We start from the raw sequence: 25,861 nt of genomic DNA, 5'->3' as shown, positions 1-25,861 counted from the left end.
TCCTGGAGGCACCCGTGCACGGGAACGACCCCACCACTCGCACCCCTCACCGCACCGGCAGAGCCGGGACGCGCAGGCGACGGCGTCCTTCACTGCGCAGAGCTGTCGCCCTCCTGAGCGGCGCCCTGCTGGCCGGCGCGTCCCTCACCCTCACCACACCCCGGGCCGGCGCAGCCGTCGCCGACCCGGTGGCCGCGGCAGCCGCCGCCGAGGACTTCCAGCAGGTCACCCTCGCCAAGGGGGAGGCCGAGGTCGGCGAGCCCATGTCGCTGGCCGTGCTGCCCGACCGCTCGGTCCTGCACACCTCGCGCGACGGCGAACTCCGGCTCACCGACGCTGCCGGCAACACCCGGCTGGCAGGCAAACTCGACGTCTACTCCCACGACGAGGAGGGCCTCCAAGGCATCGGTGTGGATCCCGAGTTCACCAGCAACCGCTTCATCTACCTTTACTACGCACCGCCGTTGAACACTCCGGCGGGCGACGCCCCGGAGACCGGAACGGCCGCCGACTTCGCCCCCTTCGACGGCGTCAACCGCCTCTCCCGCTTCGTGCTGAAGACGGACGGGACGCTGGACACCACGAGCGAGAAGAAGATCCTCGACGTGCCCGCCTCGCGCGGCCTGTGCTGCCATGTCGGCGGCGACATCGACTTCGACGCGGCGGGGAACCTCTACCTGTCCACCGGCGACGACACCAACCCCTTCCAGTCGGACGGCTTCACCCCCATCGACGACCGCGACGGCCGCAACCCCGCCTTCGACGCCCGCCGTTCCGCCGGAAACACCAATGACCTGCGCGGCAAGATCCTGCGCATCAAGGTGAACGCCGACGGCTCGTACGCAGCCCCCGACGGCAACCTCTTCGCGCCCGGCACGGATCGCACGCGGCCCGAGATCTACGCGATGGGTTTCCGCAACCCGTTCCGCTTCAGTGTCGACAAGGCCACCGGCATCCTCTACGTCGGCGACTACGGTCCCGACGCCGGCGCCGCCGATCCGGCCCGCGGACCGGCCGGCCAGGTCGAGTTCGCACGCGTCACCGGTCCCGGCAACTTCGGCTGGCCGTTCTGCACGGGCGACAACGACCCGTATGTCGCCTACGACTTCGCGACCGGTGCATCCGGCGCGCCCTTCGACTGCGGCGCTCCGAAGAACACCTCGCCGCACAACACGGGACTCACCGACCTGCCCCCGGCCCAGCCCGCCTGGATCCCGTACGACGGCGCTTCGGTACCCGAGTTCGGGGACGGTTCGGAGTCGCCGATGGGCGGGCCCGTCTACCACTACGACGCCTCGCTCGACTCGCCGGTGAAGTTCCCGCAGGCGTACGACGGGAACTTCTTCGCCGGGGAGTTCGGCCGGCGCTGGATCAAGCGCATCGTCAGCGACGCGAACGGCTCCGTGCAGTCGATCAACCCCGTCCCGTGGACCGGCACCCAGGTCATGGACATGGCGTTCGGGCCCGACGGGGCCCTGTACGTCCTCGACTACGGCACGGCCTGGTTCGGCGGAGACGAGCACTCGGGTCTGTACCGCATCGAGAACGCCACCGACGGCCACTCCCCGGTCGCCCAGGCCGCTGCCGACCGTACCTCGGGACAGGCCGCTCTTAAGGTGCGTTTCTCCTCCGCCGGCTCCACTGACCAGGACGGCGACACGCTCACCTACCGCTGGGACTTCGGCGACGGCGGCACCTCGACGGCGGCCAACCCCACGCACAGGTACAAGAGCAACGGCACCTACACCGCCACCCTGACCGCCGCCGACGGCTCCGGCCGCACCGGCAGCGCGAGCGTGCAGATCGTCGTCGGCAACACGGCCCCGAAGGTGGTCCTGGAGACACCGAAGGACGGACAGTTGTTCAGCTTCGGCGACGCGATCCCGTTCAAGGTGAAGGTCACCGACCCCGAGGACGGCACGGCGATCGACTGCGCCAAGGTCGAGGTCACCTTCGTCCTCGGCCACGACAGCCACGGCCACCCGGTGACCACAGCCAAGGGCTGCACCGGCACCCTCCAGACCAGCGCCGACGGCGGCCACGACGAGGACGCCAACATCTTCGGGGTCCTGGACGCCGAGTACACCGACGGCGGAGGCGGCGGCCAGGCCCCGCTCACCTCGCACGACCAGAACGTCCTCCAGCCCCGCCACCGGCAGGCCGAGCACTTCGGCGCCTCCTCCGGCGTCACGGTGACCGCACGCGAGTCCGCCCACGGCGCTCGCACGGTCGGTGACATCAGCCATGGCGACTGGATCTCCTTCACGCCGTACGTGCTCGGCAACGCCCAGAAGATCACCGCACGGGTCTCCTCCGCCGACGCCGGCGGCGTCCTCGAGGTCCGCGCGGGCTCACCGAAGGGCACCCTCCTCGGCAAGGCGACCGTGCCGGTCACGGGCGGGTGGGACACCTACCAGGACGTCAGCGCCGGCCTGTCCCGCGCCCCGAGGGGCACGACCACGCTCTACCTGGTCTTCAAGGGCGGCAGCGGAACCCTGTACGAGGTGGACGACTTCACCTTCACGACGGCGACGGGCTGAGGGAGGACCGCATGCGCACAGTGAATGCTGTCGCCGGGGCCGCCCTGCTCCTCGGCTGCCTCGCACAGCCGGCCGAGGCCCACTCGGCAGCCACGGACGACGGTCGACGGGTGCTGGTCTTCTCCAAGACGGCCGGATTCCGGCACGACTCGATCCCGGACGGCGTCACGGCGCTACGGGAGCTCGGCGCGACGGGTGGCTTCACGGTCGACGCGACGGAGGACGCGGGCGCGTTCACACGGGCGAACCTGCGGCGCTACGACGCGGTCGTCTTCCTGTCGACGACCGGGGACGTCCTGGACGCCGCCCAACAGGAGGCCTTCGAGGGCTACATCCGGCACGGCGGCGGCTACGTCGGGATCCATGCGGCGGCCGACACCGAGTACGACTGGGCGTTCTACGGCGGCCTCGTCGGCGCCTGGTTCCAGTCGCACCCGGCGATCCAGCCCGCTACGGTCGCCGTCGAGGACCGGGCCCACCCGGCGACCTCGGGACTCGACCGGACCTGGAATCGCACCGACGAGTGGTACAACTACCGCTCCAACCCACGCGAGCGGGTCCATGTCCTGGCCTCGCTCGACGAGTCGTCGTACACGGGCGGCACCATGAACGGCGACCATCCGATCGCCTGGTGCCAGAACTACCAGGGTGGCCGCGCGTTCTACACCGGCGTCGGTCACACGAAGGAGTCCTACGCGGATCCGGCATTGCGCAGACACCTGCTGGGCGGGATCCAGTATGCGGTCGGCGAAGTGCAGGCGGACTGCCGCCCGGAGAACGGATACCGTCCGCTCTTCGACGGCACGTCCCTGGACGGCTGGCAGCAGGCAGGCCCCGGCGCCTTCACCCTCTCCGACGACGGCACGCTGACGTCGACGGGCGGCATGGGCCTGCTCTGGTATGCGGGCCGCAGCTTCGGGGCGTACTCCCTGAAGCTCGACTGGAAGACCACGGCCGGCGAACCGAGCGGCTCCGGTGACGACAACTCCGGTGTCTTCGTGGGCTTCCCGCCGTCGGACGACCCGTGGTCCGCGGTGAACAACGGCTACGAGATCCAGATCGACTCCACCGACGTCCCCGAGAAGACCACGGGGTCCGTCTACGGCTTCAGGTCCGCGGACCTTCGCAAACGGGACCGCGCGCTGAACCCGCCGGGTGAGTGGAACACGTACGAGATCCGCGTGGAGGGCGAACGCCTGCGCGTCTGGCTCAACGGCGTGAAGATCAACGATTTCACCAACACCGACCCGGCCCGGAGCCTGCGCGACGGACACATCGGCCTGCAGAACCACGGGGCCGACGACCAGGTGTCCTTCCGTGACGTCCGGATCAAGGAACTGCCCGTCAAGGGCGACTGAACGGCGGCGGGCGGGGGACGCCGGATCCCCGCCCGCCGTCACCCCCTCGTTCTCCGGGGTTCGCGCACGACAAGGAGGCTGCCCATGTCCGCGTCACTCTCCCGCCCCCCGCGCGTCGGCGTCTGGCTGATCGGGGCCCGCGGTTCCGTGGCCACCACCGTGGTCGCGGGATGCGCCGCCGTCACCGGCGGTCTGCACCCGCCGACGGGCCTGGTCACCGAGTCGCCCGCCTTCGCCGACAGCGACCTGCCGGCCCTGTCCTCCCTCGTCTTCGGCGGACACGACACTTCCGACTGTCCCCTGCCCAAACGCGCCGAACAACTCGCGGCCGGAGGCGTCCTGCCGGCCGGGCTGCCCGCGGCGGTCGGCGCCGAACTCGCCGCCGCCGACCGGGAGATCCGCCCCGGAGGCCCGGTCCCGGGGGACACCCGCGACGAAGAGCAGCTGATCGCCGCGTTCAGCGCCGACCTCACGGACTTCGTACGCCGACGCGGGCTGGCGCGCGCGGTCGTCGTGAACGTGGCCTCCACCGAACCCGCCGCGAACGGACCCGCGCTTCCCCCGAGTTCGCTGTACGCGGCGGCCGCCCTGCGCGCGGGCTGCCCGTACGTGAACTTCACGCCCTCCACCGGGCTGCACCATCCGGCGCTGGCCTCCCTGGCGGAGTCGAGCGGACTGCCGTACGCCGGACGCGACGGCAAGACCGGCCAGACGCTCCTGCGTTCCGTGCTGGGCCCGATGTTCGCCCAGCGGGCGCTCGCGGTGCGGGCCTGGTCCGGCACCAACCTCCTGGGCGGCGGCGACGGAGCCGCCCTGGCCGACCCGGCCGCCGCCGAGGCGAAGAACGCGGGCAAGGAGCGCGTCCTCGCCGACACCCTCGGCGTCACTCCGGAGGGCCGGGTGCACATCGACGACGTGCCCGTGCTGGGGGACTGGAAGACCGCCTGGGACCACGTCGCCTTCGACGGCTTCCTCGGCACCCGGATGATCCTCCAGACCATCTGGCAGGGCTGCGACTCCGCGCTCGCCGCACCCCTCGTCCTCGATCTGGCCCGCCTCGCCGCCCGGGCCCACGAAGCCGGCCTGTCCGGCCCGCTCCGCGAACTCGCCTTCTTCTTCAAGGACCCCGTGGGCGAGGCGCCATCGGCCTTGGCGGAGCAGCACGCGGACCTGCAGCGCTTCGCCGGACGGCTGAAGGACGCGCCCGGTGAGGAGGCGGGGTGAGCACCACATGAGCTTCGAACACGCCAACCTCGAACATGGCGACCTCGAACATGGCAACCGCGAACGCGCTGACCGCGGGAACGCTCCGCGACAGGACGCCCCGCAGGAAAACCGTCCGCGTCGCACCGCTCGGCCCACGCACCCCCTCCTGCCTCCTGTTCCCGGCGACAGCTCGCCCCCGCCCCCGCCCCCGCCGCCCTCGCCCCCGCTCCGTTTCGGCTACGGCACCAACGGCCTCGCCGATCTGCGCCTCGACGACGCCCTCGACCTCCTCGCCGATCTCGGCTACGACGGCGTGGGACTGACCCTCGACCACATGCATCTCGACCCGTTCGCCCCGGACATCGGCGCCCGCACCAGACGCGTCGCACACCGACTGGACACGCTGGGGCTCGGCGTCACCGTGGAGACCGGTGCCCGCTACGTCCTCGACCCGCGCCGCAAGCACGGCCCCTCCCTCCTGGACCCGGATCCGGACGACCGCGCCCGCCGCGTCGACCTGCTCCTGCGGGCCATCCGCATCGCCGGCGACCTCGGTGCGCACGCCGTCCACTGCTTCAGCGGAACCCTCCCGACGGGCACGCACCCGGGCACGCACCCGGGCACGCACCCGGACACGCACCCGGACACGCACCCGGACATGGCATGGCAGCGCCTCGCCGAGACCCTCACCCCCGTCCTGGACGCCGCCGCGACCGCCGGCATCCCCCTCGCGATCGAACCCGAACCCGGTCACCTCCTCGCGACCCTCGCCGACTTCCACCGGCTCCGCCGCACTCTCGGCGACCCGGCGTCCCTCGGCCTCACCCTGGACATCGGCCACTGCCAGTGCCTCGAACCGCTCCCTCCCGCCGACTGCGTACCCGCCGCCGCTCCCTGGCTGCGCCACGTCCAGATCGAGGACATGCGCCGCGACGTCCACGAACACCTTCCTTTCGGAGACGGCGAGATCGACTTCCCGCCCGTCCTCGCCGCCCTGGCCGCGACCGGCTACCGCGGGCTGACGGTGGTCGAACTGCCCCGTCACTCCCATGCCGGGCCCCAGCACGCCGAACTCTCCCTTCCGTTCCTGCGCCGTGCGCAGGCGGCTGCCCAAGCCGTCGAGCACGCCGACCCGCGACCGCCCTCCCGCCTCGCCCCGGCCGACCGCCCCGCCGGCCGGCCGCAGCCTCCCTCCCACGCAGTCCTCCCGAGCCCGCCCTCCCCGGCAGCGAACCCGTCCGTCGCTCCACCCGGCGAGCCCTCCGCCACCCCGCAAGGGAGCACTCCATGACCCCGCCCCAGGCCGACCCGGCACCCCGGGCAGCGGGACCCACGGGCACCACCCTCGCCCTCGCTCCCCTCAAGGCCCTGCACAGCCATCTCGACACCCACCTCCAGGGAACCGCCCGCACCTGGTTCCACCAGGCTCTCGACGATGCCGCTGCCCACCCCGGGACCCACGGGCCCATATCCGTCTGGGAGTTGCGCCTCGCCGAGGCCGGACGCCGCTGCGGCAGCCGGTACGCCGACGCCGCCCGCGTGCTCATCCTGCACGCCGCCCGCGCCGACCCGGCCACCCTCGCCCGCGTCTATTTCCAGGGCACGGCCGACGAGCGTCGCGCGGTCCTGCACGCACTGCCCCACCTCGTGTCCGGTCCCGACGCCCTTCCGCTCGTCGAGGACGCCCTGCGCACCCATGACACCCGGCTCCTCGCCGCCGCCGTCGGCCCCTACACGGCCCGCCATCTCGACGCCCACGCGTGGCGCCACGCCGTCCTGAAGTGCCTGTTCACGGGAGTGCCCGTCGACGAGGTGGCGGGCCTCGAACAGCGCGCCCGCGCCGACGCCGAACTGGCCCGCATGCTCGCCGACTACGCCGCCGAACGCACCGCGGCGGGCCGCCCCGTACCCCCGGATCTGGACCGCGTCCTGACCCTGACCGACCCGGGCACGCCCATCGCACCTCCCTCGAGCACCGCGGATTCACACCGCCCGGACCCAGGTCGGCCAGACCCGCACAGCCCGACCCTCGACCGCACGGACCCCCCTGGCACGGGCAGCCGCCACAGCCCGGTCCACCCCCACGGCAAGGAGTCCTGATGCGCATCTTCGACCCCCACATCCACATGACCTCGCGCACCACCGACGACTACGAGGCGATGTACGCGGCCGGCGTCCGCGCCGTGGTCGAGCCGTCCTTCTGGCTGGGTCAGCCCCGCACCTCGCCCGCCTCCTTCCTCGACTACTTCGACTCCCTCCTCGGTTGGGAGCCCTTCCGGGCCGCGCAGTACGGCATCGCCCACCACTGCGCGCTCGCTCTCAACCCCAAGGAGGCGAACGACCCGCGCTGTGCCGCCGTCCTGGACGAACTGCCGCGGTATCTCGTCAAGGACCACGTCGTGGCCGTCGGTGAGATCGGCTACGACTCGATGACACCCGCCGAGGACACCGCCCTGGCCGCCCAGCTCCAGCTGGCCGCCGACCACGCTCTGCCCGCCCTCGTGCACACCCCGCACCGCGACAAGCTCGCCGGACTGCGCCGCACCCTCGAAGTCGTCCGCGAGTCCGCCCTGGCCCCGGACCGGGTCCTGCTGGACCACCTCAACGAGACGACCGTGAAGGAGGCGAAGGCCGCCGGCTGCTGGCTCGGCTTCTCCGTCTATCCCGACACGAAGATGGACGAGATACGCATGATCGAGATCCTCCGGGCCCACGGTCCGGAGAAGGTCCTCGTGAACTCCGCCGCGGACTGGGGCAGGAGCGACCCCCTCAAGACCCGCAGGGTCGCGGACCTCATGGTCGCGGAGGGCTTCGGCGAGGACGACGTCGATCTCGTCCTGTGGCGCAACCCCGTCTCCTTCTACGGCCTCAGCGGCCGCCTCACCCTGGACGTGGCAGCCCCCGACCCCACGCACGAGGGCAACTCCATCCTGCGCGGCGGGGAGTGACCGATGCGCTTCCGCCACCCCGACGGCACCACCGTCCACCTCGCCTACTGCACCAACGTCCACCCCGCCGAGACCCTCGACGGCGTCCTCACGCAACTCCGGGACCACTGTGAACCCGTCCGTCGCCGCCTCGGCCGCGACCGGCTCGGCATCGGTCTGTGGCTCGCCAAGGACGCCGCCCGCACCCTCGACACCGATCCTTCGGCCCTGCGCGGCCTGCGCACCGCACTCGACCGGCGTGGCCTCGAAGTCGTCACCCTCAACGGCTTCCCCTACGACGGGTTCGGCACCGGCGAAGTCAAGTACCGTGTGTACAAGCCTGATTGGGCCGACCCGGAACGCCTCGAACACACCACGGCACTGGCCCGTGTCCTGGCCGGGCTGCTTCCCGACGACGTCACCGAGGGCACCGTCTCCACCCTTCCCCTCGGCTGGCGCACCGCGTGGACCACCGAACACTCCGATACGGCCCGCTCCGCCCTGCGCACCCTCGCCGACCGCCTGGACGCGCTGGCGGACCTCACCGGCCGCTCCGTCCACGTCGGCCTCGAACCGGAACCCGGCTGCATCATCGAGACCACCGCCGACGCCCTCGCCCCGCTCACGGCCATCGGTCATCCCCGCATCGGCGTCTGTGTCGACACCTGCCATCTCGCCACCTCCTTCGAAGACCCGCACACCGTCCTGGACGCGCCCGCCGCAGCCCGCGTCCCTGTCGTCAAATCCCAGCTGTCAGCCGCCCTGCACGCCGAACACCCCCGTCTCCCGGCCGTACGCGAAGCTCTCGCCGCGTTCGACGAACCCCGCTTTCTGCACCAGACCCGCACGGTCACCGCCAACGCCGCCGGTCTGCACGGCACCGACGACCTCGGCGCCGCTCTCGCAGGCAACGCCCTGCCCGACAGCGGTCCCTGGCGCGCCCACTTCCACGTCCCGCTGCACGCGGCCCCCGCCGCGCCCCTCACCTCCACGCTCCCGGTACTCAAGGCCGCGCTGACCCGACTCGTCGGCGGCCCGCACCCGCTCACCCGACACCTCGAGGTCGAGACCTACACGTGGCAGGCCCTCCCACCCGAGCTACGGCCCCGCGCCCGAGCCCAGCTCGCCGACGGCATCGCCGCCGAACTCTCCCTGGCCCGCGACCTGTTGACGGACCTCGGCCTCAAGGAGCTGCCGTGAGCGACGCTCCTGTTCCCCTGCTCGTCCTCGACGTCGTCGGTCTCACCCCCCGTCTTCTCGACCACATGCCCCACCTCAAAGCCCTCGCTCAGGCCGGTTCCCGTGCGCCGCTCGGGACCGTCCTGCCGGCTGTCACCTGCGCCGCGCAGTCCACCTTCCTCACCGCGACCCTCCCGGACGAGCACGGCATCGTCGGCAACGGCTGGTACTTCCGTGAGCTCGGTGACGTCCTGCTGTGGCGGCAGCACAACGGTCTCGTCACCGGAGACAAGCTGTGGGACGCCGCCCGCCGGGCGCACCCCGGCTACACGGTCGCCAACATCTGCTGGTGGTACGCCATGGGCGCCGACACCGACTTCACCGTCACCCCCCGACCGATCTACTACTCCGACGGTCGCAAGGAGCCCGACTGCTACACCCGGCCCCCGGCCCTGCACGACGAACTCACCGACGAACTCGGCACCTTCCCCCTGTTCCACTTCTGGGGACCGGGCGCCGACCTGGTCTCCAGCCGCTGGATCATCGACGCGACCCGCCACATCCTGCGCACCCGCCGACCCGACCTCGCCCTGTGCTACCTCCCTCACCTCGACTACGACCTCCAGCGCTTCGGCCCCGACGACCGGCGCTCCCTGCGGGCGGCCGCCGCCCTGGACAAGGCCATGGCCCCCCTCCTGGCCGACGCCCGCACGCAGGGCCGTACCGTCGTCGCGCTGTCCGAGTACGGCATCACCCCGGTCAGCCGCCCCGTCGACATCAACCGCGCCCTGCGCAGCGCCGGCCTGCTCGAGGTGCACACCCAGGACGGCATGGAGTACCTCGACCCGATGGCGTCCCGTGCCTTCGCGGTCGCGGACCACCAGCTCGCCCATGTCTACGTACGCCGCCCCGAGGACCTGGAAGCCACCCGGGCCGCGCTCGCCGGACTGCCCGGCATCGAGCAACTCCTCGACGACGAGGGCAAGAAGGCCCACCACCTCGACCATCCGCGCTCCGGCGAACTCGTCGCCGTGGCGGAGCCGGACGCCTGGTTCACGTACTACTACTGGCTCGACGACGCCCGTGCGCCCGACTTCGCACGGCTCGTCGAGATCCACCGCAAACCCGGCTACGACCCGGTCGAGCTGTTCATGGATCCACACGACCCCTGTGTGAAGGTCAAGGCGGCCACCGCCCTGGCCCGCAAGAAGCTCGGCATGCGCTACCGCATGGCGGTCGTGCCTCTCGATCCTTCACCTATTCGCGGCAGCCACGGCCGCCTTCCGACGAGCGACGCCGACGGTCCGCTCCTCATCTGCTCCACCCCCCGTTCGCTCGGCGACCGCGTCGCGGCCACCGACGTGAAAGCACTGCTGCTCCAACTGGCCGGCCTGTCCTGACAGGTTGCCGACTGGTCACAAGTGAAGCACTCACCACTGACAACGCCCTCCGACCCCGAGGAGTTCCAGACATGAGCCGCATCTCCGACACGGACCCCGAACTCACCCACCGCCTCACCAGACGAGGCATGCTCGGCGTCGCCGCGGGCGCCACCGCCGCCGCACTGCTGGGAGCCGCCGCGACCCCGGCCACGGCAGCACCCGCCGCCGAAACGTCGGCCGCCGGCCGTGGCCGGCCCGTCCTGCCCCCCGGCCGGCTCGGCGTCCAGCTCTACAGCCTGCGGGACAAGGTCTCCACGCTGGGCTTCGCCGCCGTCTTCGCCGAGCTGAAGAAGTACGGCTACGACGAGGTCGAGTTCGCCGGCTACACCCAGGGGTCCGCCGGGCCCATCACCCTCGCCCAGCTCAGGCGGCTGGCCCGCAACCACGGCCTGACGCCGATCGGCAGCCACGTCGGGTACTACGCCGACGACCCGAACGCCTACACCTTCGCCCAGAACCTCACCAAGGTCCTCGACGACGCCCAGGCCCTGGGTCTCAAGCACATCGGCACCGCCTCGGGCCCCTTCCGCTACGGGTCCACCGTCGACGCCTGGAAACGCGCGGCCGAGGAGTTCAACACCTACGGAGCGGCGGCGCGAGCCCGCGGCATGAAGTTCTACCAGCACAACCACTCCGACGAGTTCGCCTTCGCGACCGACAACCCCAAGGTCCGCCTCTACGATGTGCTGCTCGCCGAGACCGACCCCGACCTGGTGTTCCTGGAGATGGACATCTTCTGGGCGTACGTCGGCCAGTTCCGCTTCTCGGCGCGGACCGACGGTACGCCCGCGCCCTTCGAGCCGCTGGACTACGTACTGAGGCAGCCGCACCGCTACCCGCTTTTCCATGTGAAGGACGGCGTCAGCGACCCCTCGAACCCCTTCGGGTACCGGATGGTCGACGTAGGTGACGGTGACATCGACTACCAGCGGTTCATCTCCGCCGTGACCCGGCTGCGCGGCGAGCGCCTGGCCCACCACTGGCAGGCCGAACACGACAACCCGGTCGAGTCGTTCGCCTTCGCCCGGAAGTCGAGCGCGCACCTGCACTCGCTGCGCGAGAAGTGCTGAGCACCGGGCGACGCCGGATGAGATGACCACGCACGCGTGGAGGCCCCACCTCGTGCCTGCCGGGGTGGGGCCTCCATACGCGCATGCCTCGTCAACCCGCGGACCGGGGCCGGGCGGTCGAGCTGATCTGCCCGCTCCGGCCCGGCTGCCGCAGCAGCAGTGCGAGCCTGTACCAACACCAGGCAAGGCAACTCTTCGAGGAACACGGCATCGTGGTGCCACGGGCCGAGGTGACCGATCCACCCAAGGAAGCGCGCGAGATCGCCCGGCGGCTAGGCGGGCGAGTCATGGTGAAGGCCCAGGTCAAGACCGGTGGCCGAGGCAAGGCAGGCGGAGTCAAGGCAGGCGGAGTCAAGCTCGCCGCTGATCCGGCCGCAGGCCGAGCTGACGGCCCGCCAGGTGCTCGGCATGGACATCAAGGGGCACCCGGTCGGCGCCGTGATGCCGGCCCAACCCGTGGACATCGAGACGGAGTTCTACGTCTTCTACGTGCTGGACCGCTCGGCCAGCCGTTTCCTCGCGGTCGCCTGTGCCGAGGGCGGTACGGAGATCGAGGAGGTCGCCGCCACCAGGCCCGAGGCGGTTGCCCGCATCCCCGTCGACCCGGCGCAGGGCGTCACCTCGGCGAAGGCCGGCGAGATCGCTGCGGCAGCCGGACTGCCGCCGCAGACCGTGGACGTCCTGGCCCGGCTGTGGCAGGTGCTGATCCGGCAGGACACCCTCCTGGTCGAGGTCAACCCGCTCGTGCGCACCCGGCAGGGTCAGATCCTCGCCCTCGACGGCAAGGTCACCCTCGACGACAACGCGTCCTTCCGACGGGCGCGTTGGGGTACGGAGTCCGCGGACCGGAGCGACGCGTTGGAGGCGGCGGCCGCGGCCAAGGGCCTCAACTACGTGAAACTGGAGGGCGAGGCCGGCATCATCGGCAACGGCGCCGGACTCGTCATGTCGACCCTCGACGTGGTCGCCGGCTGCGGCGCCCGCCCCGCCAACTTCCTCGACATCGGCGGCGGGGCGTCGGCCCGGACCATGTCCGACGACCTGTCGGTCGTTCTCTCCGACCCCGCCGTGAAGTCGGTCTTCGTCAACGTCTTCGGCGGCATCACCGCGTGCGACGCGGTCGCCGACGGCATCGTGCGCGCCCTGGACACCGTACGGCTGACCAAACCGCTCGTCGTCCGCCTGGGCGGCAACAACGCCGCCCGGGGGCGGGCGATCCTCGACGGACGTCGCCATCCCCTGATCGAGCAGGCCACCACCATGGACGGCGCCGCTCGCCGGGCCGCCCAACTCGCCACCGCAGCCTGAGGAGCCGGACGCCATGGCCATTTACCTCACCCAGGAGAGCAAGATCCTCGTCCGGGGCATGACCGGCGGCGAGGGCATGAAGCACACCCGGCGCATGCTCGCCGCCGGCACGGACGTCGTCGTCGGCGTCAACCCGCGCAAGGCGGGCCGGTCCGTCGACTTCGGCGAGCGGGCGGTGCCCGCTTCCTGCCCGGCCAGGACACCTCCGCCTACGTCCAACCGGTCACGCTCCTGGGGCCGCCGCCGTCCTCACCCCTGCACCACGCGGAGCCGTTCGGCCCGGTCGACACCATCGTCCTCGTCGACACGGAGGCGGAGCTGCTGGCCGCCATGAACGCGTCCGACGGGGCGCTCGTCGCCACACTGTCCACGGACGACCGGGCGACCTATGACCGACTGGCCCCGCAGATCCGGGCTTTTAAGGTCGGCCACGGCGCGCCCCGCTCCCGCGGCGACCGCGACGAGCTCTTCGGCGGCTTCGGCGCCTCCTGGCGGGGCGCGTTCGTCGGCGGGGACCTGCTGGTGCGCGCGGTGACACGAGGACCGACCGGGGAGCGGCTGCCCGGAAACTTCCCGGAGTACCAGCAGATGCCCTGACCCCGGGTGCTCCTCAGCCAGGTGGTCGATCGTCCTGGCGACGGCCAGGACGATCGACGCGCCCAGCGGGCGGCCCGAGCGCGGAGCGATCGCGCGGTCACCCGGCGTGAGGCGCCCGCGGCGGTGCCCCGCCCCCTGTGTGGCCAGGGGATATGCAGGTGAAACGCACTCCGAAAGCTTGGTATTGTTGTCCATGTCGCCGCGGGGAACGCTTCCGCACGGCGGCAGACACCTGGTCCGGGTGGCGGAATGGCAGACGCGCTAGCTTGAGGTGCTAGTGCCCTTTATCGGGCGTGGGGGTTCAAGTCCCCCCTCGGACACTCTCACCCTCTGCATCGAGCGGATTTCGCTCGGTGATCTTTGCTGATCAATCAGTGCCCGCATTCGGCGATCCGCCGGGTGCGGGTTTTGTTGTTTCCGTATCCATTGCCGCCCGAATGTCGCGGAAGCCCGTTTATTGCTTGTCCCGTCGTGACGCCGGGCACCCTGTCCGGGCGGCGCTTCGGGCGGCGCCTCGGGCCGTGCTTCGCGCGGTGCTCGACAGCTTGCTGACAGTTCGTCAATGTTCATCTCTGCCCCCGTATTGACGGTCTATGGCTCGTTCTTGTGGTGATACGATCACGCTCGCTTGTAGAGCGGGCGGATGGGTGCAAGACGACATCTCCGACTACGGGGACAGTCCGGGCGGTCACCCCGGTGTGGGCGGTCCGCCGGTCCACCCGCATTGACGGGAATTCAGCAACTGGCCGTCAGTCGAGGCCGCCTGAAGAGAGTCTTATGACTGATTACATACAGAACCCGGTACTCTGGGCTCTCCTCGTCGCCGTACTCGTCGCAGTCACCCTCATTGTGCGTCAGCGCAGGGTGGCGCGCGCCTTAAGGCAGGAGATCGCGGGGCTCAAGTCCCACTACTCCGCGCTGGAAAACGAGTACGCGCAATCCGTCGAGGCAGCTCAGGAACGAGCCGAAGAGGCTACGAAAACGGTCCTCAAGTCCGCGATGCGGACCCTTCAGGGCCTGGCCGCGGAACAGCAGTTGATTGTCTCCCGGCTGCAGAACAAATACGGCGAGTCGGTCATCCTCCAGGACCTCCTGGAGATCGACCACACGAACTCGCAGTTCGGCCGACGCGCCCAGTCCATCGCAGTGCTCTGCGACGGCTGGCTGGGGCGCGCACGTGATGTCGCGTCCGTCTACGACGTGGTGCGCAGCGCGCAGGGCAGGGTTCGCCACTACCGGCGGGTGGAGATTCTCTCGCAGGTCGACTTCGGCGTCACGAGCCGTGCCGTCGAACCCGTCGCACTGGCCCTCGCCGAGCTGCTCGACAACGCCACGAGCTATTCCAGCCCGGACACCGTCGTCGAAATCAACATTCGTACGGTGCCCAAGGGTATCTGCATCGTCGTCGACGACGCCGGTGTCGGTATGAACGACGAAGAGCGCACCCGCGCCGACAAACTCCTCGCCAGCGACCGGGTCTCGGGCGTCTCCGCACTCGGCAACCCGCCGCAGTTCGGCTTCGCCGTGATCGGTGTGCTCAGCGAGCGCTTCGGCTTCGAGGTGTCCGTGGACTCGACCTCCCCCTACGGAGGTGTCCGCGCGGTGCTCCTCCTGCCGCACGACCTGCTCACCAACGCGCCCGAGCAGAAGGAGCCGGCTCCGGCCGTCGCTCCCACCGTCACCGCCACGGGCTTCAGTGGCCCCGAAGGCGCGCTGACCGCCAACACCACCACCGCCGACGGCCTGCCGAAGCGGCGTCGCAAGCGGCCCATGGCAATCGTGCCGGGCAGCGCGTCCGCCGCCACTCCCGCCCGCTCGGGCGCCGAGACGGCGGCGATCATGGGCGCCTTCCAGCGGGGTACCCAGTCGGGCCGGGCCACGCCTGCGGATCCCGCGGACAAGTCGAGCAGCACACGTGGTGCAAGCAGCGAAGGGCATGAGGTCTCGTGAACGACGATCTGTCATGGATGCTTGACAGCGCCTTGGAGATTCCCGGGGCCCTGCACGCAGTCCTGATCTCCGCCGACGGCCTGCTGATGGCCCGGACGCAGGACTTCGACAAGGACGACGCGGACCGCGTGGCCGCCGCGATGAGCGGGGTGCAGTCGCTCAGCCGCTCGCTCGCGTTCTTCTGCGAGGACCCGCAGATGCGCTGGCGGCAGACGCTCGTCGAGTTCGACGGCGGCTGGGTCTTCCTGATCTCCGCCGGCGAGGGCGCCTACCTCGGCGTCTCCGCCTCGCCGGATGTCGACATGGCGGACATCACCTTCCGGATGCAGCAGCTCGTCGGTCAGCTCGGCAAGGCCCTGATGACACCGCCGCGCGAGAACCTCGGCGCGCGGTCATGAACGGTTTCGACGAACTGGAGCCCCAGACACCGGAGTTAGTGCGCCCGTACGTCATCACCAAGGGGCGCGGGCTGCCCGACGAAGGGCAGCTCTCCCTCATCACCCTGGTCACGGCGGCCGCCGATCACGAGCAGCGGCCGACCCGTCTGTCCCCTGAGGAACAGAACCTGTTGGACCTGTGCTCGGCCGGCTACCTCTCGGTCGCCGAGATCGCCGGGCACACCCAACTGCCCCTGGGCGTGGTGAAGATCCTCCTCGCCGCCCTCACCGAAGGCGGCTATCTCATCACCCGTCCGCCCGTGCAGCGGGCGCCGCTCGCCGACCGGGACATCCTGGAGGAGGTGCTGAATGGTCTCAGGGCCAAGTTTGGATGAACAGGCGTACGTCCGCGACGGGGCTACGCAGACGGCGGTGAAGATCCTCGTCGTCGGCCACTTCGCGGTCGGCAAGACCACGTTCATCGGGGCGATCTCCGAGATCGAGCCGCTGACCACCGAGGAGACGATGACTCGGGCCGCCGAGTCCGTCGACGACCTCAAGGGAGTCCAGGGCAAGACCACCACCACGGTGGCCATGGACTTCGGCCGTCTGACCATCAGCGACCGCGTCGTGCTGTATCTGTTCGGAACGCCGGGCCAGCAACGCTTCGTCCAGATGTGGGAGGACATGGCACGCGGCGCGCTCGGCGCGCTGGTGCTCGTCGACCCCGAGCGGCTCGCGGACTCCTTCGCCGTGATCGACCTCATCGAGCAGTACGGACTCGACTACGCCATCGCCGTCAACCACTTCGACGGCTCGCCGCTGCGCGACGAGATGGCCCTGCGCGACGCACTGGACCTGCTCGACGACACCCCCGTCGTCACCTGCGACGCACGAGACGAGAAGTCCTCGGCGGAAGCGCTGATCACCCTCGTCCGTCACCTGCAGGACCGTGCCCACTAGGAGCAGACATGGACGCCCAACCCACCGCCCCCGTGCCCCCTCCGGGTTGCCCGGCGCACCAGCCCGGTGGCCGAGTGCCGCTCTACGGACCGGAGTACGCGGCCGACCCGGAGCCCTACTACACCTACCTGCGGCACTACGGGCCGACCGCGCCCGTGGAGATCGCCCCGGGAGTAGAGGCCACCCTCGTCACCGACTACGCCACCGCCCTGCAACTCCTGCAGGACTCCGGCTCGTTCCGCAAGGACGCACGCCGTTGGCGGGACCTCAACGAGGGCCGGATCGCCCCCGACAGCCCCGTTCTGCCCGTGCTCGCCTACCGGCCCAACTGCATGTCCTCCGACGGCGCCGAACACCTGAGGCTGCGGCAGTCCATCTCGGACTGCATGGCGCGCATCGACCCGATGCGGCTGAGCCAGAGCGTCGAGCGGATCTCCGACTTCCTCATCTCCCAGTTCGGCGAACGCGGTTCGGCCGACCTGGTCGGCTCCTACGCCAAGCAGCTCCCGCTGTTCGTGTTCAACGAGCTCTTCGGCTGCACCGCCGACATCGGCGACCGCGTCTTCTTCGGCATCTCCGGCATGTTCGACGGCGTCAACGCCGAGAAGGCCAGTGAGGTGTTGTTCGAGGCCGTGGGCGAACTCGTCGCCCTCAAGCGGCGCAAGCCGGGCGAGGACGTCACCTCATGGCTGCTGAAGCATCAAACCCGTCTGACCGACGAGGAGATGGTGCATCAGGTCTCCCTGCTGCTGGGCGCGGGAGCCGAGCCGCTGGTCAACCTCATCGGCAACACGCTGCACCGAATCCTCACCGACGACCGGTACGCCCATGAGGGCGGGCTGATCGAGGAGGCGATGGACGACACGTTGTGGGAGAACCCGCCCATGACCAACTTCGCAGCCCACTACCCGGTGTCCGACATGGAGTTCGCCGGTCAGAAGCTCACCGCAGGCGACTTGATGCTGGTCAGCATCGCCGCCGCCAACACCGGTCCCACGCTGTCGGCGGCCCGCAAGGCCGGCAGCAACCGTGCGCACCTGGCCTGGAGCGCAGGCCCGCACGCCTGCCCCTCGAAGGAACCCGCCCGACAGATCGTCGTGACGGCCGTCGAAAACCTTCTCAACCGCCTGCCGGACGTCGAACTCAGCGTGCCTGAGGGTAGTCTGACGTGGCGTCAGGGCGCCTTCAGTCGTGGCCTCGTCACGCTTCCCGCGCGGTACACCCCCGTCAAAACGATGATCCGTCCGAGCCGGCAGACCACCCCTCAGGCGCCGGCGCGAGAGACCACCGGAGCGGTCCGCCATGAACAGGCCGGAGTGTGGAGCAAGTTCCTCAACTGGCTGACCAAGTGATGAGCTGTACTCACACCGCTGCAGCCAACTAGATACCCGCCCTTCGGGGCGGGTATCTCCTTGTCGGCGTCCCGGTGTCCCGGTGTCCCGGTGTCCCGGCGTTCTGGTGTCCGGGGGCCCGGCCGACCTCACTCCTCGCGCAGCTCCTGCAGATACGGCGCTACGTTGACCTGGATCGACGCGCTCTCCCGCTGCCCGTACTGACCCGCGACACCGCTCAGGTACGTGGCGATCTCCTTGCGCATGACCTCCGCCTCCGGCAGCACCGCATCGCCGTTGACGAGCCGCGCGATCCACCGCGCCTGCGCCTCCACCAGCCGTGTGATCGAACCGACCGGGCGCACCAGACCGACGAAGAACAGTCCGGGACGGTCCGGGGCGACGACCCGTTTGTACAGCTCGACCGAGCCCTGCGCGCCGATCGGGCAGCCGGGCTCCAGGAACGGGAAGGTCATCTGGTAGCCGGTGCAGTACACGATCGCGTCGGCCCTGACCGAGGTGCCGTCGACGAACGAGACCCGGCCGCCGTCGACGGCGTCGATCGACGGCTTCGGGGTGACCGCGCCATGGCGGATACGGCTGAGGATCTCGTCGGAGATGGTGACGGCCGAGGCGAAGACCGGATGGTCCGGCTCGGGCAGCCCGTGGTCGCGGAGTCTGCCGCGGGCGATCAACAGGGCCTGTTCGATGAAACGACGCTGCTCCGCCAGCGACATGCTGATCCACCACGGCGCGTCGGCGATCTCGTCGAGCGCCATGCCGAACAACTGCTTGGGCATGATGTGCAGTCCCCTGCGTGCCGAGAGAACGGTCAGCTCGGCGTGCCGGGAGAGGTCCGCGGCGATGTCCACCGCCGAGTTGCCGAGCCCCACGACGATGACGCGCTGTCCGGCGAAAGCGCTGCCGTCGAGGTAGTCGAGAGAATGGCGAATCGTCCCGGTGAACGTCTCTGCACCCTTCGGCAGTGCGGGCATCGACGGCTCCGAGTTGTGCCCGGAGGCGACGATCACCTGAGTGAAACTCCGGGACGACATCGTGCCGTCGGCATCCCGGCTGACGACCGTCCACCCACCGTCGGCCTTCTGCCGTACGGACTCCACGGTCGTCCCCAGCTCGATGCGGTCCCGTATGCCGGACCACTCGGCGAACGAGCTCAGATAGGCGGCGACCTGACTGTGCCGGGGGTAGAGCGGGTAGGAGGCGGGCATCGGGAAGTCCGCGTAACCCGTGAGCTGCTTGGCGGTGTTGAGGTGCAGTGACAGATAGCCGGGGCCGCGCTCGCCCGCCTGCGGCCGACGCCACAGCCCGCCGACGTCACTCGACTGCTCCAGGCAGACGAAGTCGACACCGGCGCTCTTCAGGGCGTGCGCCGTCGCCAGCCCCGACAGTCCCGCACCGATCACACACAGACGCACGGCTTCCCCCACGGGATAGACACCATCCTTTCGCGCACGGGCAATTGACTGCCCAACCGGCGCTGCGCCCACTCTTCGCCCGTCCGCGACAAGGATCACAGGACGTTTCGGGCACGCCGGGGGTATCTGCGCGGCGGGCGGCCTACTCCCGGGCTGACGCCCACAACCCCCGGACATGCCCCAGATGCCGTGTCATGACCTCGCGAACAGCCCGTTCGTCGCGCGCCAGCAGGGCGTCCAGAAGCTCCAGGTGCTCTTCGGCGGAGGCCAGCAGACGGCCCGAGGCGGAGAGCGCGGTCAGACCGTACAGGCGCGCGCGCCCGCGCAGTTCCCGGACGACCTCGACGAGATGGGCGTTACCCGCCAGGGCGAGCAGGCCCAGGTGGAAGCGGGTGTCGGCCTCGACGTAGGCGATGAGGTCGCCCGCGACCGCGGCGGCGACGATCTCCCGGGCGGCGGGGCGGAGCGCCTCCAGCGACACCGGGTCGGCGCTCGTCGCCAGCGCCGCCACCGTGGGGATCTCGATCAGCGCGCGCACGTGTGTGTATTCGTCGAGCTGCCGGTCGGAGACCTCCGTGACCCGGAACCCCTTGTTGGGGACCGCGTCCACCAGGCCCTCCTTGGCGAGATCCAGCATCGCCTCGCGGACCGGCGTCGCCGAGACGCCGAAACGGGTGGCGAGGGTGGGTGCCGAGTACACCTCGCCGGGCCGCAGTTCGCCCGCGATCAGCGCGGCCCGCAGGGCGTCCGCGACCCGCTCGCGGTAGCTGCTGCGGCGCCCGCCGAGCACGGGGAGCGACGACTCGGCGGGCTGCTGGCTGCTGCTCACGGGCGGCCGGGCCATGATGGGTCTCCTCGGAAACGGGCTGTGCCATCGCGCTGTGCCATGTCACGTATCACGGCCATCAGTATCTACGGCGGGCCCCGGTGTTGAGCGCGGCGCCTCAAAATGAGAGTGGATACCTCAACATGAGAGTGCAAATGAGAGTGGATACCTCAAAATGTTAGTGATACAGGTCACTCTCAGGAGGTGGGTGCATGCTGCCACGGGAGATTAGCGCTGGTCACAGCTCCGCGAGCGGATGAAGCGTTCGCGTCGTGGGTGGATCGGATGGCGCGCGTGAACCGATGTCCGCCGGCTGAGGTCGCCGACCTGATGGGGCTGCACCTTCGAGGGGTTCATGCGAGTACCCGGCCCCCTGTGTTCGGAGTGCAGTGTGATGAGGCGGTCCGGCAGGCCGTGTACGCAGCGACGGGTGTCCCGGGCAGCGCAGTGGACCGGATGCATCTGTCGGTTTTCGAGGGTGGGCCGCTGAGCGTGGCGGAGGTGCTCACTGCCACCAAGGCGCATTGGCCGTCGGCGGCACGGGAGTGGGTCGAGGTGTACGGCAGCCGGGCCTGTCCGTGCTGTCTACTGGCCTCGGGCGGGGTGTGGCGGCTGTGGTGGAAGCTGTCGTGTGCGGCGGTGTGCCCTGAGCATGAGGTGACGCTGCTCGATCGGTGTCCGGCGTGCGGTTGGGTACTGCGGTGGGGCGGAGCCAGGCCTCGGGCCGTGCCGGCGCGGTGGAACAGGCTTCCAACGTGCTGCGCGAATTCCGGTCACGGGAGGCCGTGTGCACAGTGGCTATCCGCGGTTCGCGTGAGTCAGGCAGACGAACGGACGGTCGACGCACAGCGGCGTTGGCTGGACATCGCGTACCGCCGGGCATATCCCACGCTGGGTGGCACGAAGGTATCGGCACGACAGTGGTTCGAGGCCTTCCGTGCCTGTGTGATCTTCTTGCGGCTCGGGCTGCCCACGATCTTGGGACGCCTACCGGACGTGCCGGGCTGGTGTACCAGGGCTCTTCTGGACGAACGCGTGGAGCGAGACGTGTATCGGGGCCGATTCGGCTGGGGCCCTGCTTCGGCCGCAGCTGCGGCAGCGTTCCTCACGGTGGTTACCCCTCTTTTGGCAGCGGCCGACAGGCAGGAGTTGACTCGAGGGTTAGCGCCGCTGGTGCGTACGGCGGTTGAAGAAGGCTGCTTGACGCCTCGTCCGTTGATGCGGCTCCCGATGCCGGGGGTTTTCGCGAGGGCAGTGGCAGCGCAGGTGCCGCTGGGGCTCTTCGACCAGAAGTCCGCGGAGAGGAGGTACTCGCGGTGAGCCGTGATGCGCAGGTACCGGAGTCATCTGTTCGAGACGTCGACGTGGTGCGGGTACGGTACGTCGATTCTGAAGGAGTTCAGCATCTGGTGCCGTTGGAGGAGGCTGCTGACCTGCCGTTCGAGAACGGCAGGATGGTGCGGGAGATTCCCAGCCACCGGGACCAAGGGCACATGCCGGGCCAGTACTGGGTGGCGAAGTGGGGGGACTTCGCTGACTACGAAAGCGTGCTGGAGTCGAAGTGGCTCATGCTGCTGGACTTCGACTCGGAAGTGACCGCATTCGTGACTCAGCCCTTGGAGTTCGATGCGATCGACGCCCGTGGGGCCTGGCAGCACACGCCGGACGTCTTCGTACGCCACCGCGACGGCAGCGCACTGCTGCTGGACGTGAAGAACTCCGAACTGCGTGACGATCCGAAGGTGCTGTTGCAGGAGGAGCGCACCCGATATACGTGCGAGCGGCTGGGCTGGGACTACGCCATGGTTTCGGAGCCGAGTGGGCAGCGCTGGGTGAACGTCGATCTGCTGTCCAGCGCTCGGCGCCCGCTGCACCTGGGTGCGGATCTGGTTCCCCGCCTGCTCGAACTGGCCCGTGATCCAGTAGAGATTGGGGAGCTCGTCCGGTTCATGGAGTATCCGGACCTGGCACGCGGGGTGCTGTATCACCTGATGTGGCATCAGCGGATCGTCACCGATCTGGATCTCCCGTTGCGGGACACAACGTTGGTGACGACCGCGGCGGAGGCACGGGCATGACGATTGACGGCGCCGTACGCCTGCAGCGTGGATCCAGGGTGTGGCTGGACGATGAGGTGCACACGGTGACCGGGGTGACAGACGACGGGGTGCGACTGCGTTCGGAGAGCGGTTCGTGGACCGTGATCGGTGTGGGCCACCTTCTCGCGGATCCGACCTTCCGCCCCTACGAGGGCGACGCGAGCGGGGAGCGCGAGGACTCTTCTGAACACGACGCCTCGACAGCGAAGCTGTGGCTGGACGCCGCCGCCCTGTTCGACCAGCTGAGCGACAAACAGTTGGAGAGACTGCAGCGCGCCCAGGAGCACCTTCTGGAGATGACGACCGGATTTCGCACTGGGGATCCACAGGACGCAGCGCCCGGAGAACCCAGACCGGAGTACGCCCCCGGTGTGTCGCTGGCCCAGCGTGTGCAGAGCAAAGCGCGGGAACTGGGTTACAGCGAGCAGCAGATGTGGCGACGTCTGCGGAAGTGGCGGGAAGAAGGCCCGTGGGGGCTGGTGGACCGGCGTAGCCATCGGCCGTCGGATCCTTTGGCTGGGGCGGATCCACGGTTGATCGACGCGATCATCACCCAATACAACGTGACGGAGGCGGACGACTCGACCGGCAGTCTGAACCGGCTGCGTCGCCGAGTCGAGCGGCGCCTTGTAGACACGCATGGACCTGACGCGGTGAAGATGCCGGTGCTGAAGACCTTCAACCGGTACGTCGCCGCCCTCCTGCCCGGCCGCTACACCACTGGACAGGCCACGACACGGCAGTCTGTGGCGAACCGGCCAGACGGATACTACCGTCCGATCACCGCCAGCCGTCCCGGTGAACTCGTGATGATCGACACCAGCTGGCTGGACGTACGTGCCTACGATCCGGTCGAGGACGTCGTCTTTTCGGTGGATCTGACCATCGCAATCGACGTGTGTACCCGCAGTCTGCTGGGATGGCGTCTGGTGCCCAAGGGGACGAAGAGCGTAGACGCGGGACTGGTCATCGCGGATGCGATGATGCCGGAGCCTATGCGTCCGGGCTGGCCCGGGGGGCTGCGGCACCGGATCCTGCGCCTACCATGCGAACCCTTGCTCGCGCAGGACGAGCGATTCGCGGCCGCTGCAGCCCGCCCGGTCGTGTTTCCCGAGAAGATCGTGATCGACCACGGCAAGGCGTTCGCCTCTCAGGCGGTGAAGAACGTGTGCCGCCGCCATGGGATCACCATCCAGGACACCCGTAAGTACCGGCCTACCGACAAGCCTCAAGTCGAGGCCGCTTTCAAGACGATCAGAAGCCAGTTCTCCGAGCACATCGCCGGCTACAAGGGCAACCATGTGGTGCACCGCGGCCGGAATGTCGACGCGATCGCCCGGTGGACGATCGAGGAACTGGAGGAGTTCTTCGCCGAGTACGTCGTCGCGGTTTTTACCGACCGCAGTTTGTGCTGTTCGTGATGTCCGTTCGAGCCTGTGGCGTGGACGTCATGGGCTTGTTTACCGACCGGGTTCAGGACGTTCGTCATGTTCTGGAGTCGGTACGGAGGACGAGTGGTACGGCAGCTTGTGGTCGGGGACTTGCGGGTCCAGCAGATCGAGCGGAAGGGCGGACGGAGATCGTGGACGATCGTCTGGCCGGAGGGCACGCTTCACGCCGAGGCGGACCGGTTCCTTCGCATCCATGACGGCTCGGGCACGCAGAAGACGTACGCGTACTACCTGGTGGACCATCTGCGGTGGCTGGAGCGCGAGTGCCTGGCCTTCGACACGGTCCAACTGCGCGACCTGGAACGGTACATGGGCATCATCGGCGCTGAGGTCCACATGCCGCTCGGGGAGCCGTGGCGGGTTGGCAAAACGCCCCTACGGCCGGTCCGCTCTGTCGATCGCGGCGTCCTGCCTGAAGGGCTTCTACCTGCACCAAGCCTCCCTCGGCGTCAACGTCGACCTCGGTGAGAAGCTCGACGGCACACGGCTGCCGTCGCGGGTGGACCGTCGCCGCTCGTTCCTCGGGCACGTGAAGTCAGCGATGCCGGCGAACCCGCTCGCGCCGAAGGGACCTCACCGCAGGCACCCGAAGATGCTGCCCGACGGGGCGAGGGAGAAGCTGCTGGAGTCGGTGCACTCGGCCCGGGACCGGATGGTGGTGACCTGGCTGGCCGACGGCGGGCTTCGGATCGGCGAGTTGTGCGGGCTGCACCTGGTCGACCTGCACCTGCGGGAGAACGCGGCCTGCAACGAGTGCCGCAGCCCTCACCTGCATGTCTGCCACCGGCCGGAGAACCCCAACCGGGCCGAGGCCAAGACCAAGCACCCCTGGCAGGTCGAGCACGGCACGGTCACCGGCGGACTGATCAAGCGGGTCAGTCCGGAGATGGTGCACACCTACTTCGAGTACCTCACCAGCGAGTACCCGCGCGGAGCGGGACACGGCATGCTCCTGGTCCAACTGCATGGCGCCCGCGCCGGACAGCCGTGGGCGCCCGTCGGGGCCCGGCGCATGCTCGGCCGCGCCGGGAAACGCGCCGGGCTCGGGCTGGTGAAACCCCATGCCTTCCGGCACACGTTCACCTCCGCGGTCCTCGACGCCGCCGACGGCAACCTGCTGATAGCCCGGGACGCCGGCGGCTGGGCCTCGGCCGCCACGGTCGACGAGGTCTACGGCCACGTCGACCTCCACGACCCCACCTTCGATGCCGCCCTGCGCACGGTCTGGGGTGAGGGCAAGTGATCGTGACGACCCTGCCGACACAGCAGGACACCCGCACGGGCCGGGACCGGCTGGAGGTCCTCGCCGCGCTGATCAACGCGCCTTCCTTCGATCCGCTGTTCCGCCCGGGCATCATCACGATCCCGCCCGATCACCCCGTCTACCGCTGGAACTGCCTGGTCACGGACTGCGAACGGACCACGATGGGCCACGGCGACCTGTGCTCGGCCCACGAGATGCTCTGGCGTCGGCAGCGCGATGCCGGAACATCACGAGCCGACTTCCTGCGCACGGCACCTCCCGCCGGCCCCGGCCAGGAGGTGGAAGAGCGCCCATGCCGGATCTGCCCCGACCGGCCCGCTCGCCACCTGACTCTGGACCTCTGCCACCACCATCAGTTCCGGTGGTATCACCACCGTGACCGTCACGGCGCCGACGCCGACTTCGACGACTGGCTCGCCGACCAGCAAGCGGCCCCCGGCTACGGAAACTGCCTGGTCCGGGTCTGCCCCGACCTGGCCGACTCACCGCTGGGGCTGTGCTTCCGCCACGACCGGCACTACCGAAATCAGGGCCGCC

Annotated in this window: 20 protein-coding genes, 1 tRNA gene and 3 pseudogenes; 22 read left to right on the top strand and 2 right to left on the bottom strand. The window is 69.7% G+C overall.

The features are described from left to right. Positions 1 to 14 precede the first annotated feature (14 nt). From B5557_RS08455 to B5557_RS08370, 18 genes and pseudogenes are all read left to right on the top strand, one after another. The gene (locus B5557_RS08455) at positions 15 to 2,540 is read left to right on the top strand and encodes a PQQ-dependent sugar dehydrogenase (protein WP_079664663.1); all 2,526 of its coding nucleotides are present in this window, start codon (positions 15 to 17) and stop codon (positions 2,538 to 2,540) included. An 11-nt stretch (positions 2,541 to 2,551) separates the two neighbouring features. Next, on the top strand, positions 2,552 to 3,898 hold the full coding sequence (locus B5557_RS08450; protein ID WP_079658526.1) for a ThuA domain-containing protein: 1,347 nt from the start codon (positions 2,552 to 2,554) through the stop codon (positions 3,896 to 3,898). An 84-nt stretch (positions 3,899 to 3,982) separates the two neighbouring features. Beyond that, positions 3,983 to 5,122: an inositol-3-phosphate synthase gene (locus B5557_RS08445; RefSeq protein WP_079658525.1), complete on the top strand. Its 1,140-nt coding sequence runs from the start codon at positions 3,983 to 3,985 to the stop codon at positions 5,120 to 5,122. A 7-nt stretch (positions 5,123 to 5,129) separates the two neighbouring features. Then, positions 5,130 to 6,395: a sugar phosphate isomerase/epimerase family protein gene (locus tag B5557_RS08440; protein WP_231976310.1), complete on the top strand. Its 1,266-nt coding sequence runs from the start codon at positions 5,130 to 5,132 to the stop codon at positions 6,393 to 6,395. Then, entirely contained in the window at positions 6,392 to 7,204 is an 813-nt protein-coding gene (locus tag B5557_RS08435; protein WP_079658524.1) for an EboA domain-containing protein, read from the top strand. Before B5557_RS08440 ends, B5557_RS08435 begins: the two co-directional genes overlap by 4 nt. Further along, entirely contained in the window at positions 7,204 to 8,052 is an 849-nt protein-coding gene (locus B5557_RS08430) for a TatD family hydrolase (protein WP_079658523.1), read from the top strand. Before B5557_RS08435 ends, B5557_RS08430 begins: the two co-directional genes overlap by 1 nt. A gap of 3 nt (positions 8,053 to 8,055) precedes the next feature. Further along, positions 8,056 to 9,231 (top strand): metabolite traffic protein EboE, encoded by a 1,176-nt coding sequence (gene eboE / locus B5557_RS08425; RefSeq protein ID WP_079658522.1) that lies wholly within the window; start codon positions 8,056 to 8,058, stop codon positions 9,229 to 9,231. Continuing rightward, entirely contained in the window at positions 9,228 to 10,610 is a 1,383-nt protein-coding gene (locus B5557_RS08420) for a nucleotide pyrophosphatase/phosphodiesterase family protein (RefSeq protein WP_079658521.1), read from the top strand. Before eboE ends, B5557_RS08420 begins: the two co-directional genes overlap by 4 nt. Positions 10,611 to 10,681: 71 nt before the next feature. Further along, positions 10,682 to 11,722, top strand: a complete 1,041-nt coding sequence (locus B5557_RS08415) for a sugar phosphate isomerase/epimerase family protein (RefSeq protein ID WP_079658520.1) — start codon at positions 10,682 to 10,684, stop codon at positions 11,720 to 11,722. Positions 11,723 to 11,889: 167 nt separating this feature from the next. Next, positions 11,890 to 13,030 (top strand): annotated as a pseudogene (gene sucC, locus B5557_RS08410) (ADP-forming succinate--CoA ligase subunit beta). A gap of 13 nt (positions 13,031 to 13,043) precedes the next feature. After that, positions 13,044 to 13,211 (top strand): annotated as a pseudogene (locus tag B5557_RS08405) (succinate--CoA ligase subunit alpha); the annotation flags it as partial. Then, a pseudogene (locus B5557_RS08400) lies at positions 13,205 to 13,627 on the top strand (aldehyde dehydrogenase family protein); the annotation flags it as partial. The pseudogenes B5557_RS08405 and B5557_RS08400, both read left to right, overlap by 7 nt. A gap of 235 nt (positions 13,628 to 13,862) precedes the next feature. Then, a tRNA-Leu gene (locus B5557_RS08395) sits at positions 13,863 to 13,947 on the top strand. A 457-nt stretch (positions 13,948 to 14,404) separates the two neighbouring features. After that, positions 14,405 to 15,577 (top strand): ATP-binding protein, encoded by a 1,173-nt coding sequence (locus B5557_RS08390; protein ID WP_079658519.1) that lies wholly within the window; start codon positions 14,405 to 14,407, stop codon positions 15,575 to 15,577. Continuing rightward, positions 15,574 to 15,975: a roadblock/LC7 domain-containing protein gene (locus tag B5557_RS08385; protein ID WP_079658518.1), complete on the top strand. Its 402-nt coding sequence runs from the start codon at positions 15,574 to 15,576 to the stop codon at positions 15,973 to 15,975. Before B5557_RS08390 ends, B5557_RS08385 begins: the two co-directional genes overlap by 4 nt. Continuing rightward, positions 15,972 to 16,349, top strand: coding sequence for a DUF742 domain-containing protein (locus tag B5557_RS08380; protein WP_020125672.1), 378 nt, complete (start codon positions 15,972 to 15,974; stop codon positions 16,347 to 16,349). The genes B5557_RS08385 and B5557_RS08380 overlap by 4 nt, the downstream gene beginning before the upstream one ends. Beyond that, on the top strand, positions 16,324 to 16,917 hold the full coding sequence (locus B5557_RS08375; protein ID WP_079658517.1) for a GTP-binding protein: 594 nt from the start codon (positions 16,324 to 16,326) through the stop codon (positions 16,915 to 16,917). The genes B5557_RS08380 and B5557_RS08375 overlap by 26 nt, the downstream gene beginning before the upstream one ends. Before the next feature lie 8 nt (positions 16,918 to 16,925). Beyond that, positions 16,926 to 18,269 (top strand): cytochrome P450, encoded by a 1,344-nt coding sequence (locus B5557_RS08370; protein ID WP_079658516.1) that lies wholly within the window; start codon positions 16,926 to 16,928, stop codon positions 18,267 to 18,269. Between the two features lie 128 nt (positions 18,270 to 18,397). Here the strand turns inward: B5557_RS08370 and B5557_RS08365 are convergent, their stop codons facing one another. After that, a complete protein-coding gene (locus B5557_RS08365; RefSeq protein ID WP_079664661.1) occupies positions 18,398 to 19,684 on the bottom strand; it encodes a flavin-containing monooxygenase in 1,287 nt (428 codons plus the stop codon). A 142-nt stretch (positions 19,685 to 19,826) separates the two neighbouring features. Further along, positions 19,827 to 20,528, bottom strand: coding sequence for a GntR family transcriptional regulator (locus tag B5557_RS08360; protein ID WP_079658515.1), 702 nt, complete (start codon positions 20,526 to 20,528; stop codon positions 19,827 to 19,829). Positions 20,529 to 20,714: 186 nt separating this feature from the next. Here B5557_RS08360 and B5557_RS46195 point away from each other — a divergent pair, with 186 nt between their 5' ends. The 4 genes from B5557_RS46195 (at position 20,715) to B5557_RS08340 (ending at position 25,303) form a co-directional block, all read left to right on the top strand. Beyond that, the gene (locus B5557_RS46195) at positions 20,715 to 21,830 is read left to right on the top strand and encodes a TniQ family protein (protein ID WP_443031339.1); all 1,116 of its coding nucleotides are present in this window, start codon (positions 20,715 to 20,717) and stop codon (positions 21,828 to 21,830) included. After that, positions 21,827 to 22,588 (top strand): TnsA-like heteromeric transposase endonuclease subunit, encoded by a 762-nt coding sequence (locus tag B5557_RS08350; RefSeq protein WP_231976309.1) that lies wholly within the window; start codon positions 21,827 to 21,829, stop codon positions 22,586 to 22,588. Before B5557_RS46195 ends, B5557_RS08350 begins: the two co-directional genes overlap by 4 nt. Continuing rightward, positions 22,585 to 24,030, top strand: coding sequence for a hypothetical protein (locus tag B5557_RS08345; RefSeq protein WP_231976308.1), 1,446 nt, complete (start codon positions 22,585 to 22,587; stop codon positions 24,028 to 24,030). The genes B5557_RS08350 and B5557_RS08345 overlap by 4 nt, the downstream gene beginning before the upstream one ends. Before the next feature lie 391 nt (positions 24,031 to 24,421). Further along, a complete protein-coding gene (locus tag B5557_RS08340; RefSeq protein ID WP_231976307.1) occupies positions 24,422 to 25,303 on the top strand; it encodes a tyrosine-type recombinase/integrase in 882 nt (293 codons plus the stop codon). Positions 25,304 to 25,861 lie beyond the last annotated feature (558 nt).

It is taken from the genome of Streptomyces sp. 3214.6 (assembly GCF_900129855.1).
GTDB lineage: Bacteria > Actinomycetota > Actinomycetes > Streptomycetales > Streptomycetaceae > Streptomyces > Streptomyces soliscabiei.
This window is presented reverse-complemented; position numbering and strand designations above follow the sequence as displayed.

Coding starts and splice junctions, on each gene's coding strand:
- B5557_RS08440 (WP_231976310.1), top strand. CDS start 5,130: ATGAGCTTCGAACACGCCAACCTCGAACATGGCGACCTCGAACATGGC.
- B5557_RS08375 (WP_079658517.1), top strand. CDS start 16,324: ATGGTCTCAGGGCCAAGTTTGGATGAACAGGCGTACGTCCGCGACGGG.
- B5557_RS08415 (WP_079658520.1), top strand. CDS start 10,682: ATGAGCCGCATCTCCGACACGGACCCCGAACTCACCCACCGCCTCACC.
- B5557_RS08380 (WP_020125672.1), top strand. CDS start 15,972: ATGAACGGTTTCGACGAACTGGAGCCCCAGACACCGGAGTTAGTGCGC.
- B5557_RS08345 (WP_231976308.1), top strand. CDS start 22,585: ATGACGATTGACGGCGCCGTACGCCTGCAGCGTGGATCCAGGGTGTGG.
- B5557_RS08435 (WP_079658524.1), top strand. CDS start 6,392: ATGACCCCGCCCCAGGCCGACCCGGCACCCCGGGCAGCGGGACCCACG.
- B5557_RS08390 (WP_079658519.1), top strand. CDS start 14,405: ATGACTGATTACATACAGAACCCGGTACTCTGGGCTCTCCTCGTCGCC.
- B5557_RS08370 (WP_079658516.1), top strand. CDS start 16,926: ATGGACGCCCAACCCACCGCCCCCGTGCCCCCTCCGGGTTGCCCGGCG.
- eboE (WP_079658522.1), top strand. CDS start 8,056: ATGCGCTTCCGCCACCCCGACGGCACCACCGTCCACCTCGCCTACTGC.
- B5557_RS08360 (WP_079658515.1), bottom strand. CDS start 20,528: ATGGCCCGGCCGCCCGTGAGCAGCAGCCAGCAGCCCGCCGAGTCGTCG.
- B5557_RS08430 (WP_079658523.1), top strand. CDS start 7,204: ATGCGCATCTTCGACCCCCACATCCACATGACCTCGCGCACCACCGAC.
- B5557_RS08450 (WP_079658526.1), top strand. CDS start 2,552: ATGCGCACAGTGAATGCTGTCGCCGGGGCCGCCCTGCTCCTCGGCTGC.
- B5557_RS08445 (WP_079658525.1), top strand. CDS start 3,983: ATGTCCGCGTCACTCTCCCGCCCCCCGCGCGTCGGCGTCTGGCTGATC.